This window comes from Amycolatopsis sp. Poz14, from assembly GCF_006704225.1.
GTDB classification, from domain to species: domain Bacteria; phylum Actinomycetota; class Actinomycetes; order Mycobacteriales; family Pseudonocardiaceae; genus Amycolatopsis; species Amycolatopsis nivea.
This window is the reverse complement of sequence record NZ_JACLHD010000001.1, coordinates 2,262,093-2,274,268: the sequence shown is the minus strand read 5'-3', so window position 1 is coordinate 2,274,268 and position 12,176 is coordinate 2,262,093. Positions and strand designations below refer to the sequence as shown.

Sequence of the window (12,176 nt, the reverse complement as noted above, 5' to 3'; positions counted from 1 at the left end):
AAGGACGGGCCGTGACCCAGGCCATAGGCCGCAGAACCGAAGGGTCCGCCGGTCGTTGTGCCGGGGTCACAACCGCCTGCACCGAGGGGGTGAACGACGCCGCTCGCCTGTCGCTGAGGCGGTCCGGTGGTTACCCTGACCGCCATGTCCGACGCCGTCGACGCCGTCGTGGCCGAGATCGCGCACGCCATCGACGCCGACCTCGCCGCCCGCACCACCGAACTCACCGACTGGTTCGTCGAGATGATCCCGGAATTCCGGCACGACGAGACGGTCCGCAAGCTCATGATCGCCAGCACCTCGGCGAATCTGGTCGCGATCCTCGACATGCTGTCGCATTCCATCCCGCTCGACCGGATCACCGTCCCGCCCGCCGCGGCCGAGTACGCGCGCCGGTTCGCCCAGCACGAGCTGTCGCTGGAGGCGCTGCTGCGCGCGTACCGGCTCGGCGAGCACCGGTTCGAGCAGTGGGCGATCGAGGCGCTGGAACGGCAGCCGAACATCGACACCCAGCTGGCGCTCGCGGTGCTCGCCGAACTGTCGCGGCGCACCAACCGCTACATCGACCAGGTCATCGAGGGCCTGATCGACATCTTCGAAACCGAACGCCGGCGCTGGAGCAGCCGCACCGGAGCCGCACGGGCGGCGCAGATCCGTCTGGTGCTCGATTCGGACACGCTGACCGAGGACGCCGCGCAGCAGTTGCTCGCCTTCCCGATGCGGCAGTGGCACTGCGCGGCCGTCGCGTGGCTGCCCGCCGAGGGCGCGGGCGAACTGCAGGCCGCGGCGCGATTGCTCCAGGAGGTGTGCGGGCGAGGTCCAGCCCTGACCATGCTGGCCGACGACCGCACACTGTGGAGCTGGACAGTCAGCACGGAACGTGACGACATCGAGGTCGAACGCCTCCACTCGGGCGTGACAACCATCGGCGGCGGCCTGCGACTGGCCCTCGGCGCGCCCGGCTACGGGCTGGCCGGATTCCGCGGCTCCCTGCGCGAGGCGGTCCGGGCACGGGCGGTCGCGGAGACCGACGAGGACCAGAGCCAGAACGTGGTGCTGTTCGACGACGTCGCGATCGCCGCCCTGCTCACCGAACAGTCCGACGACGTCTACCGCTGGATCGCGCGCGTCCTGGGAGACCTCGTCGCCGACGATCCCGGCACCGAGCAACTGCGCGAGACGCTGCGAGTCTTCCTCGACACCGACGGCAGCTACACGCACGCCGCCGCCCGGCTGCACCTGCACAAGAACACCGTTCACTATCGCGTCCGCAAGGCCGAGGAACTGTGCGGCCGACCGCTCGCCGAGCATCGGCTGGAAGTGGAAGTCGCCCTGCGTGCGGCCACTTCGCTGCGCAAGCGGCTGCCGTGGAACGAGCCCGGCTGAGCCGTCAGTCCATTGTGGATTCTTTTGCCTTCGCGCGGCGCCGTGTTAGCCTGTCGCCGTGCTGCGCCTCATGACGTCCGAGCGACTCGTAACCCGGCGCGCCGGCTGAACCAGGCTGCCGGCGCGCGATGCCGGTATGCGGTTTTTGCTTCGGGACCTGGCCCTTCTTTCCCTCGCCAGAACTTCCTCCCGGAGTACGCCATGTCCTTGAGCACCTTTTCCTCCGCCCCGTACACCTCCGCCCCGGCGATGCTGGTCCGCCGCCGGATCGCGACGTACTTCGTCGGCGGCATCGACCAGATCCCCGCCTTGGTCGCGACGCTGACCCAGCACGGGAAGCTGATCCACGAGCTGTCCGTCGACGTCCGCGAGGGAGTCCGGGAAAGCAGCATGGTCAGCACCGTCCTGGTCAGCCCCGACGCACTCGACGCCCTGCTGGACGCGCTGCGGGCCCTCTCGTCGGTCGTCTCCGCCGAACTGGCCTGATCCGGCCCGCCCCTCGGCGCGACGGCAGACTGGGGTACCCACCAGCGAAAGGCACCCCACATGCGATTGGCGGACAAGATCGCCCTGATCACCGGCGCTTCGAGCGGCATGGGCAAGGCAGCAGCCCTGACCTTCGCCCGCGAAGGCGCGACGGTCGTCGTCACCGACGTCGAAGACGCTGACGGCGCTGCCGTGGCCGAAGAGATCCGCGCCAACGGCGGCCAGGCCGAATACCGCCGCCTGGACGTCACCGACGAAACTTCCTGGACCACCGCCATCGCCGCCGTCCTGGCCCAGCACGGACGCCTCGACGTACTGGTCAACAACGCCGGCATCAGCGGCACCTTCGACCCCGACCTGACCAGCACGGCTTTCTACGACCGCCTGCTGCAAGTCAACGCCCGCGGAGTGTTCCTGGGCATCAAACACGGCACCGCGGCGATGTCCGGCCGAGGCGGAGGTTCAATCGTGAACCTGACCTCGATCTCTGCGTCCATCGGACAAGTCGGCGTGCATCTGGGATACGCCGCCTCGAAAGGCGCGATCAAGTCGATGACCACCACCGCAGCCGTCCACTATGCGGCCGAGGGCATCCGAGTCAACGCGGTAGCCCCCGGTCTGCTGCCCCCAATGCGAACGTCCCGCGGCTCGACCGACCCGGTGTGGCGAGCGAAGCAGGTCGAGGGCGTGCCGATGGGACGGACTGGGGAGGTACAGGAGGTCGCTGACGTGATCCTATTCCTGGCCTCGGCGGAATCCTCGTATGTAACCGGAGTGGAAATCCTGGCCGACGGGGGTTACACGGCCCAGTAGGCGGTTTTTAGACGCTGGGGCTCCTGCGGAGGCGGCGGGAGTCCCAGCGCCGTGAAGGTGACATCGTGCCGCCGCCTAGCTGCTGTCTCGCACCGACTCCCGCTCGGCCTGGGCTTCCCCGGCCCGCCCTTTGACCACCGCTTGCCCCTCGCCCAACCGGCGCTCAGGACCTTCCAATCGTCCGCATCGCGCCAATCCCAGCGGCCGATCGCCCCCGGTCCGGAGCGCCCCCGATTCGCCCACAGGTCACCGCTGGCCTCGCCCCTCCGACACCAGCCTCCTCCCGCTGCCCCTCCGCCTCACGCCAACTCCTCCCGCTGCCCCTCCGCCTCACGCCAACTCCTCCCGCTGCTACTCCGCCTCGCGCCGGTCATCCGCCTCCCGCAACGCCTCCCGCCCTTCCTCCGCCTCGCGCCAGTTCCTCCAGCCGAGCCCTTCGCACCACCCCTGTCCGCCATCGACATCCGCTGCCGTGATCCCCGCCTCTGCCTCAACCGACCGTCACCGACCGGCCCGCGCGGTACGTTCACCGGACCACCCCCGGGGTGGCGAGACGGAGGCGAAGCCGGTGGAACTGAGGCAGGTCGAACACTTCCTGGCGGTAGTCCGGCACGGCAACTTCACCCGCGCCGCCCAGGACGTGCACGTCGTGCAGTCCGCGCTCAGCGCGTCCATCCGGAAGCTGGAAGCCGACCTCGGCGCGGAACTGTTCGACCGCACCACGCGCCGGGTCACCCTCACCCCCGCGGGCGAGGCGCTGCTGCCGCTTGCGCACCAAATCGCCGCGGACGTCGACTCCGCCCGAGGCGAGGTAGCCGCCGTGACCGGCCTTGCGCGCGGCCGGGTGTCGATCGGGACCATCCAGACCCTGACCGTCATCGACCTGCCCGCGAAGCTGGGCGAATTCCGCGCCCGCTACCCGGGAATCCGGCTGCGTGTCCGGGAAGGCACCATCCCCGGACTGACCGCCGCGGTGTCCGACGGCGAACTGGATCTGTCCTATGTGGGCGGTCCGCTGCCGGAGGAGCTGGCCGAATTCGCCTGCTGGCAGCAGAACCTAGTCCTGCTCACCCACCCCGGACACCGCCTGTCGCCGCGCCGCCGAGTCCGGCTCGCGGAGCTGGACGGCGAACCTTTCGTAGATTTCACCGGCAGCGGCCTGCAAGCCCTGGTCGACCGAGCCTTCACCGAGGCCGGTGTCCGCCGCGATCAGGTCTGCGAGGCGACAAACGTCCCCCTGCTGATCGACCTGGTCGCGGCAGGCCTAGGCGTCACCGTGGTCCCAGAGCAGGTCGCCGCCCGATCCGGACTGCCGTTCGCCCACCTCACCCAGCCGACGCTGTCCCGCACGATCTACCTGACCGGCCGCTCGGCAAACCTCACCAACCCGGCGGCACGTGCGCTGCTGGCCCACCTCCTCGCCTGACCCCGCGCACCGGCGCGAGCACCAACGCGAACCCCACCAGCCCCAACACCAGCGCAACGGTCGTCAACCCGGTAATCCCGGCAACGAACGCCAACGCGAACGCCCTCCCGCCAAACCGCCGCAGCAACCGGACAACATCCCGAGTAGCTCCGTCGACCTGCTCGACCTCGACTGCCAGGTTGATGCTGGCCGCCGAGCCGACGTCAGTCGCAGACCCGGCGCTAACCGCCGCCTCGACGCCGACCATCGGATTGGCGCTGGGCACCCGGCGGTCGCTCGCCACCGGCTCACCGCAAGCCGACGGGTCGACGTTGGCCACCAAGTCGCCGTCGGACGCAGGCTCGGCACTAGCCACCAATTCGACGTCGGCTGCAAGCCCGGCGCTAGCTACCGATTCGGCACCGGCCGCAGGCTCGAGGCCAGCCGCCGATTCGATCTCGGCCCTGAGCCCGGCTCTAGCCGCCGACTCAATCTCGACTGCAGACCCGGCGCCAGCCACCGACCCAACCTCGGCCGCGAGCCCGGCACCAGCCACCGACTCGAGGTGAGCCCTGGACTCGGGGCTCGTCACCGGGCCGACACCGACTGCAGACTCGTCGCGCGCCACCTCATTGATGCTGGCCGCCACGCAATCGCCCGCCGCCGCGAGGGTGGCGTCCTCAGGTGCGCACCTACGCTCGTCTCTCGCGCCGAGGGCAGCGTCGTCCGGTGCGATCCCGCGGACGTCCACGTCTCCCCCACCGGTTAGGCCGGTTTCGGTGTCGGCGGACCGGTCCGTCGACACGTCGCCGTCGAGGTGCCGGTCGTCGTTTCGGCCGGAGTTCTCGGCGGGATCGTCAGGCACAGACGTCATGCGCTGAGTATTGGCGTGTGTCGACCTCCCAGTCCAACACCTGTTTTCGCTGCGATTCAGCGATGAAATCGATCGCCCGCTCGGAGGCTGATCGACGTGACAGTCGCCGTCGGCTCGACGGCACCCGGGTCAGGCAAAGACCACCTCCTCGCTTCCGACCAGCTTCACGCCTGCCGTGGACAGTTCCTCGTTCACGCGGGCGCTCTCCTCGGCGGCGGAGAGTTCGTCGTCGTACGTGGCGTGGGCATCCTGGACCAGCGTGACTTCATGACCTCGGTTGAGGGCGGCCAAGGCGGTGGCTCGGACGCAGAAGTCGCTCTGCATTCCGACCACGACCAGCGGGGTCGACTCCGGCAGCAGGGAGCCCAACTGTGTGTCAGCGAAGGAGTCGGGTGTCTGTTTGTCGACTACGTGCTCGCCGGGGCGGACCTCGTGCACTAGTTCCCAGCCGGAGGTCCCAGGCACGTCGGGATCGTCGCCGGTGCCGTTGTTCCGGATGTGCACCACCTGCGCGCCCGCGGCCCGCGCCCGTTCCAGGACCTGCGTGATCGCGGCGACGATTCGGTCGGCATCGGGTACGGGGGTGGGAGGGAGAAGCATGTTGTTCTGGACGTCGATGAGAAGCAGCGCGGGAACCATGCCGGAAGCATCTCAGCGGGCACCGACAAAAACGGGGCCTCGGCGTTCGCCCACAAGGATGAACACAGGACGAGGCTTTCGCAGTGGTCCGACGGCACAGGGATCTGGAGGGCGGCTCCTCGGCATCGTCAAGCTGGCCCCGGATTCGTGCGCGCTACGAGTCTCGCCGTTCCCGGGCGGATTCCTGCTGGGGCGACGGTCGTGGATGCCGCATCGGGCGTTGCCGGGCGACTGGGTAGCGCGCCAGGGGGTGCGCCTCGTCCAATCGGTGGCGGGCGCGGCGGGGGACGTCGTCCGACGGCGAGACCCAGCGGCGCGTCGAGTCGTCTGGCGAGGAGGTTCGCGGAGCATTCGGCGGCGGAACGGCAGAGCGACGCCGGGCGGCGCGGCGCAGGAAAACTACGGCCAGCACCACGAACACCGCGGCGACGGCCACCAGGAGCCACCAAGCTTGCATTCGTCCTCCCGTCGTGGGTGGGTCGCACGCAAGGGTGCCCGTTCAGCCTGAGGACAGCGCGATGTCCACACCGCCGGGTGTCACCGGAACGGGGGTTGTTTGCTGGATAATCGCGGAGTGCCGGACGGGTCCTGCGTTACCGACGCTAACAGCGCCGCATAACAACGAGGCTTCCGCTAACAGCTGCCGCATAACGGCGGGCTTCGCAGCGAAGCACACGGACGGGCCGTGAGGAGGCAACGCTCCGGGTGCGAAGAACCTCGTCGGGCAGCAACTCTCGCGGAGTTTGGCATCGAGAGCGACCCGTCACGCAACAAGGATGTCGGCTGGAATGGAAAACACGCGACTCGTGACGCTGAGCGCCTGAACTCGCAGCGGCGCCGAGGCCTCCGCCCAAAAATCTCATCGGAGGGCGTGTTCAGCAACGGCGCGCCCGGGTTCTACGTCCTCGGCACGGTCGTGCAGACCGCGGCGATCGGCTACGGGGTGGTGCCGAAGATCTGGCGCACGGCTTCACCGCGCCCCGCGACATCCACCCGCGGCCGACTCACTTCACCCCATCCCGAAGCGCCGAAACCCGATCCACCGCCGCAGTGAAATCTGCGCTCGGCAGGGATCCGTCTGACAACCCGGCAGCCAGCGCGGAAGCGGCATCGTCCCCCTGGCTCACGTCTCGGGCCGAGGCCAGGATCAGGTCCATCCCCGCCTTCGCTGCCAGCACGGCGCGGTTTCCCGGTCCGCCATAGGACTTCAGTGCGCCAGCTTCCAAGGCATCCGTCACGGTCACCCCGGCGAAGTTTGTCTTGGTTCGGAGTTCCTGCACGGCCGTCGGCGAGAGTCCGGCGGGGCGGGAGGCGTCCAGAGCTGGGTACGCAGCCCACGAGAGCATCACGAGCTTCACGCCAGCGTCGACGACTGGGTGGTAGGGAGCCTCGTCCTTGGCACGCAGTTCGGACAGGGGCACGTTCAGCGTCACCGGGCCGACGTCCGTGTTGCTTCCGGCGGGGACTGCGCCCAGGCCGGGGAAGTGCTTGGCCGTCGCGGCGACGCCTGTCGACTGCTGTGCCGTAACGAAATCCCGGCCCAGTGCGCCGGCCACCTGAGGGTCCTGGCTGTAAGAGCGGCCGTATTTGTCGATGAAATTCCCCGGTTGGCGGTAGACATCCAGAACCGGCGCGAGGTTGACGTTCATACCTACCCCGGCGAGGTTCTGGCCCGCACCAGTACCCGCGGCTTTGGCTGCGGCAGACGGATCCGCGGACTGGGCTACCTGCTTCTCCGACAGCACGGGTTCGCCGGGCAGCCGACGGACCTTGCCGCCTTCCTGATCGGTCATCAGCAGCAACGGACGGTGCACCGGGCTTTGCGCGTTCGCGTCCCGGAATTGTCGTACCACGTTGGTAATCTGCTGGGAGCTTGAGATGTTTTCGCCGAAGAAGATCACGCCCGCTGCCTCGCCGGCGCGGATTCGTTGCAGCAACGAGGCTGGCGGCGTCAGACCAGGATAGGAGTAGATCACCCGCTGCCCGGCCAGTTGCCGCGGCGTGAGTCCAGAGGGAGTGGCGGCGACCGTGCTCATCGCGAGCACCGTCACGGCCATAGCCAGCAATGCCTTCCGACGCTTCATGCGACCTCCGTTCGCGAGCCCTAGGACAACGCTAACCCCCGGCGGGCGGGCGTGCTCAGCTGCCGATGGGGGTTAGCGCGGCGAACGAGTTCGCGGTGAGGCGGAAGGATGGCGGGCAATACGATAGGAGGCGGGCTCGGGCAACGCGATAGCTGGTGAGCTTGGACAGAGCGACAGCTGGCGGGCTCCGGCAGAGCGACAGTCGGCGAACTCAGACAAAGCGATAGCTGGTGAGCTCGGGCAGAGCGATAGTTGGCGGGCTCCGGCAAAGCGATAGATGACGGGCTCGGGCAAAGCGGCAGTCGGCGGGCTCCGACAAAGCGACAGATGACGGGCTCGCGCAAAACGACAGTCGGCGAACTCCGACAAAGCGGCAGATGGCGAGCCTGGACAAAGCGACAGTCGGCGGGCTTGGGTGCGCGGCGGGTCGTTCGCATGCCCGCCTGGCCAGGACCGAGCGAAGCTGGGCGTCCCGGCTCCCGGCTCCCGGCTCCCGGCTCCCGGCTCCCGGCTCCCGGCTCCCGGCTCCCGGCTCCCGGCGACAGTGCAACGGCTCGCTGCTGCCCGCACCCGCGGACGCCAGCAGTACCGGCACCTGGCCGTTCCTCGCAACGAACCACACTGACAGTCCTCAATGGACAATCAAACCCAGTAAGCCACCCGAGCCCGGTAATTGCGCAGAACCAGCATCGCCAACGACCAACCGACCACAGTCACCACACCGGCGACCAGCCAGTGCGTCCAGCTTTGCTGCTGCCCGACCAGCGGCGCGCGCACGATCTCGACGAAGTGGTAAACCGGGTTGAGCTGCAGCAAATTCACCGCGAGCGACCCGAATCCTTCGTGCGAGGTCTGGTTCATCGCCCGGACCTGGTCCATCGACCACATGATCGGCGTGGCGTAGAAGAGCATCGTGATGAAGCTCTGGATCACAGGCGGGATGTCGCGGAACCTCGTCGACACCACGCCGAACAGCAGCACCACCCACGCACCGTTCAGCACGACCAGGGCCAGTGCGGGCACGGCGAGCAGCATTCCCCAGCCGAGTCCGGGATGCAGCAGCGCGTATCCCTTGTCCACCAAACGATACGGGTGCGAAAGCTTGCCGAAGAAGATCGCCAGCACCATTACATACACGACGAGGTTGTGCGCCAGATACAACGCCTGCCGCCACACCGTGCGCAGCGCGTACACCGACACCGGAGCCGGCAGCTGCTTGATCATCCCTTCGTTCGCGATGAACGTTTCCGAGCCTTCAACGATGCAGCCGTTCATGAAGTTCCACAGGATGAGCCCGGTGGTGATGCTCGGCAGCAGGGTCGAGATGGACGTGCCGAACAACGCGGAGTTCACCACGCCCAGCGCGAGCGCGGTGACTGCCATCCCGACGGTGATCCACAACGGCCCCAGCGACGAACGCCGGTAGCGCTGCTTGATGTCCTGCCACGCGAGCAACGCCCACAGTTCCCGGGCACGCAACCCGGCCTGCAGATCAGCGAAGGCTCGACGCCAGCTTCTCGGGTCCGCGTCGATCGCGGGCGGAGCGGTCATGACGACGAACCTAGCCGCGATCGCCGTTCTCGGCCAACACGCGACTACGGTGTGCCGGGTGAGCTTTTTCCTGTCCCGCGTCCTTTCCGCACTTCGTGACGGCGGCGACACTGTGCTGTTCCACCACGACGACACCACCATGACGTACCAGGCGGCGGCAGACCTGCTGTCGCGGCTGTACAGCGGACTTGCCGAGGTACGCGGCATGGTGGCGATCGACGCCGCCAACCGGCCGGAAGTGGTGCTCACCCAGCTTGCCGCGCAGCTGCGAGGGCTGGAAGTCGTGCTGATCGCGGCGTCCGCGAGCCGTCCGGCGCGGGCTGCGGCGCTCGCGGCGACCGGAGCGACCTTGCTCGCCGATGTCGAACTCGACACACTCGCCGCGGCACAACCGTCTATTCCGGACACTTTGCCCAATAGCGTCACGGCGATTTTCCCCAGCGGCGGCACTACCGGCACACCGAAACTGATCCGGCACAGCGGCATCTACGATGGCGTGGCCCACATCTTCCAACCGGACGGCACCAAAACCGCGCTCGTCACCGCTCCGCTCACGCACATGACCGGCAACACGGCCGTTCTGGGCGCGCTCTGCTGCGGCAACACCGTGGTACTGCACCGGGAGTTCAACGCCGAGAAGCTTCTTTCCGATGTGGAGCGTCATCGGATCACGACGCTTTCCCTTACCCCGCCCCGCCTCGCCGCCGTACTCGACCATCCACAGCTGTCCACTACGGACGTATCCAGCGTGCAGCAGCTTTCCCTCGGTGCTGCACCGCTGCCGCCGAGCCGGTTGGCCGAGGCGCTCAAGGTGTTCGGTCCGGTCGTCGGACAGGGCTACGGGCTCACCGAAGCGCCGATGATCGCCAGCATCTCCGCGGACGAAGTCCTTGCCCGGCCGAAACTCCTCGGTTCCGTCGGCCGCATCGTGCCCGGAATGGAGGCCCGGATCGAGGACGGTGAAGTGCTCGTCCGCGGACTGTCCATGATGGACGGCTACCACGGACAGCCGCCGATCGGCGACGGCTGGCTGCGCACCGGCGACCTCGGCCGCTTCGACGAGGACGGCTACCTCTACCTCGAGGACCGGATCGACGACGTCATCGTCACCGGCGAGCACGGCACGAAGGTCTCCTCGACCACAGTGGAGCACGCACTTCTCAGCCACCCCAAGGTGAAAGCCGCCGCGGTCGTCCCCGCACCGGGCCCGGACGGAACCCTGCTGCACGCCGTGGTGGTCGCCGAAAACACGACCGTTGACGAACTGCGCGACCAGGTCCGCGCCGAACTCGGCGGCGAGCACTTCGTACCGTCCACTGTGGAGTTCAGCGGCGAGCTGCCGCTGACCCCAGTGGGCAAAGTGGACAAACAGCGGCTCAAGCGCTGACCGACCGGCCCAGCAACCGTTCCCGGTGATGTTCCTCGTGCAGGTCCCGTCGCCGGGCATGCAGCAGCTGCGCCAACGTCACCTTGCCGAGTACCCGCGACGGATCGTGCCGGTCGACCACCAGCGCCTGCGTCGTGTGCCCGAGCGCCAGCTCGTTCGCGACATCGCGCAGAGTGTCGTCCCCGAACACGACGACATCAGCCGACATCTGCACGTCCGGTTGGTGCGTCATCACTTCATGCACGAAGAACGTCTCAAGTGGATCAGTCGTGTACTCGCGAGTGAGGTGCAACCGACGCCGCGCGATTTTCTCCGTGAGCACAGAACGCTTGAGCAGCAACACCGAAAGTGCATACGCCGAGAACGACGCGACGACGAGCGGCAGCAGATAGCTCCACGCGTGGGTCAGCTCCAAAGTGAACACAATGCCGGTGAACGGCGACCGCATCACGCCGCCGACGACCGCGGCCAGCCCGCACGTCGCCCAGAACCCGGGCGCGACATGCGGCAGCAAGCCGCCTTCCGCGGCGCCCAGCGCGGCGCCGATCATGAACACCGGAGCCAGCACGCCGCCGGAAGTCCCTGATCCCAGGGAAAGCGCCCAGATCAGCGTTTTCACGACCAGGATCCCGACGATCAGCGACGCGGTCGCGTGCCCGGTGAGCAGCGTGTCGATCACGTCGTAGCCGACGCCGAGCGCGTGCGGTTCGATCAGGCCGCCGATGCCGATCACCAGGCCGCCGATCGCGGGCCACCACATCCAGTGCACGGGCAGCCGCCCGAAGAGATCCTCGGCGAAGTAGACGAGCGCGGTCGCGCCGATCGCCAGCAACCCGCCGGTCAGGCCGGGGACGAGCGCGAGACCGTCGGCGGCCGGGCCGGGGTTGGCCCCGGTGAACGGGACCCCGAAGACCGGTCCGGTCCCGAGCAGGAACCCGCGGCACACCGTCGCGACGCACACCGCGGCAGCCACCGGAACCAGACTGCGCGGCCGCCACTCGAAGAGCAGCAACTCCACCGCCAGCAGGACGGACGCGAGCGGCGCGTTGAACGTCGCCGCCATCCCGCCCGCGGCACCGGCGACCAGCAGCGTCTTGCGTTCGTCCGCGGACAGCTTCAGCAGCTGCGCGAGGATCGAACCGACCGCGCCGCCGGTCATGATGATCGGCCCCTCGGCCCCGAACGGACCACCGGTGCCGATGCTGACCGCCGCCGACACCGGCTTCAGCACCGCGACGCGCGGGGCCACCCGGCTGCCTCCGGTGAGGATCGCCTCGATCGCCTCCGGCATGCCGTGCCCGCGGATCTTCTCCGAGCCGTAGCGCGCCATCAAGCCGATCACGAGCCCGCCGACGACCGGGGCTAGCAGCACGAGCCACCACGGGTGGTGCTGCGCGCCCGGCGCGACGAGATCCGTGGCGACGCGTTGGTAGAAGACCAGGTTGGTGATCAAGCCGATGAGCTTGAGCAGGGCGAACGCCGCCACCGCCGCCGCGCCGCCCACCGGCAGCGCGATCGCGGTGATCAACAGCATTCGAGGATTGACTGCGA

Annotated in this window: 10 protein-coding genes; 5 read left to right on the top strand and 5 right to left on the bottom strand. The window is 68.3% G+C overall.

Annotated elements, in window-relative coordinates:
• The first annotated feature begins 144 nt into the window (after window positions 1-144).
• From FKO37_RS11115 to FKO37_RS11100, 4 genes are all read left to right on the top strand, one after another.
• Entirely contained in the window at window positions 145-1,386 is a 1,242-nt protein-coding gene (locus FKO37_RS11115) for a CdaR family transcriptional regulator (protein ID WP_134728165.1), read from the top strand.
• 201 nt (window positions 1,387-1,587) lie between these two features.
• Complete coding sequence (locus FKO37_RS11110) at window positions 1,588-1,872, top strand: hypothetical protein (RefSeq protein ID WP_037817040.1); 285 nt, start codon at window positions 1,588-1,590, stop codon at window positions 1,870-1,872.
• A 60-nt stretch (window positions 1,873-1,932) separates the two neighbouring features.
• Entirely contained in the window at window positions 1,933-2,685 is a 753-nt protein-coding gene (locus FKO37_RS11105; RefSeq protein ID WP_238604398.1) for an SDR family NAD(P)-dependent oxidoreductase, read from the top strand.
• Between the two features lie 568 nt (window positions 2,686-3,253).
• The gene (locus FKO37_RS11100; RefSeq protein ID WP_238604397.1) at window positions 3,254-4,111 is read left to right on the top strand and encodes a LysR family transcriptional regulator; all 858 of its coding nucleotides are present in this window, start codon (window positions 3,254-3,256) and stop codon (window positions 4,109-4,111) included.
• Here FKO37_RS11100 and FKO37_RS11095 read toward each other — a convergent pair.
• The 4 genes from FKO37_RS11095 to FKO37_RS11080 all read right to left on the bottom strand — a co-directional run bounded on the left by FKO37_RS11095 (window position 4,065) and on the right by FKO37_RS11080 (window position 9,238).
• Window positions 4,065-4,964, bottom strand: coding sequence for a hypothetical protein (locus FKO37_RS11095; protein ID WP_238604396.1), 900 nt, complete (start codon window positions 4,962-4,964; stop codon window positions 4,065-4,067). The genes FKO37_RS11100 and FKO37_RS11095 overlap by 47 nt on opposite strands.
• Before the next feature lie 129 nt (window positions 4,965-5,093).
• Window positions 5,094-5,603: an isochorismatase family protein gene (locus tag FKO37_RS11090; RefSeq protein WP_238604395.1), complete on the bottom strand. Its 510-nt coding sequence runs from the start codon at window positions 5,601-5,603 to the stop codon at window positions 5,094-5,096.
• Window positions 5,604-6,607: 1,004 nt separating this feature from the next.
• A complete protein-coding gene (locus tag FKO37_RS11085) occupies window positions 6,608-7,687 on the bottom strand; it encodes a glycoside hydrolase family 3 N-terminal domain-containing protein (RefSeq protein ID WP_134728161.1) in 1,080 nt (359 codons plus the stop codon).
• Window positions 7,688-8,329: 642 nt separating this feature from the next.
• Window positions 8,330-9,238, bottom strand: a complete 909-nt coding sequence (locus FKO37_RS11080) for an ABC transporter permease (protein WP_037817049.1) — start codon at window positions 9,236-9,238, stop codon at window positions 8,330-8,332.
• A gap of 58 nt (window positions 9,239-9,296) precedes the next feature.
• On the opposite strand from FKO37_RS11080, the gene FKO37_RS11075 reads away from it, so the two are divergent.
• Complete coding sequence (locus tag FKO37_RS11075) at window positions 9,297-10,625, top strand: class I adenylate-forming enzyme family protein (protein ID WP_238608254.1); 1,329 nt, start codon at window positions 9,297-9,299, stop codon at window positions 10,623-10,625.
• Here the strand turns inward: FKO37_RS11075 and FKO37_RS11070 are convergent.
• Window positions 10,615-12,159 (bottom strand): chloride channel protein, encoded by a 1,545-nt coding sequence (locus tag FKO37_RS11070; RefSeq protein WP_134669820.1) that lies wholly within the window; start codon window positions 12,157-12,159, stop codon window positions 10,615-10,617. The two genes, FKO37_RS11075 and FKO37_RS11070, sit on opposite strands and share 11 nt — an antisense overlap.
• Window positions 12,160-12,176: the final 17 nt, after the last annotated feature.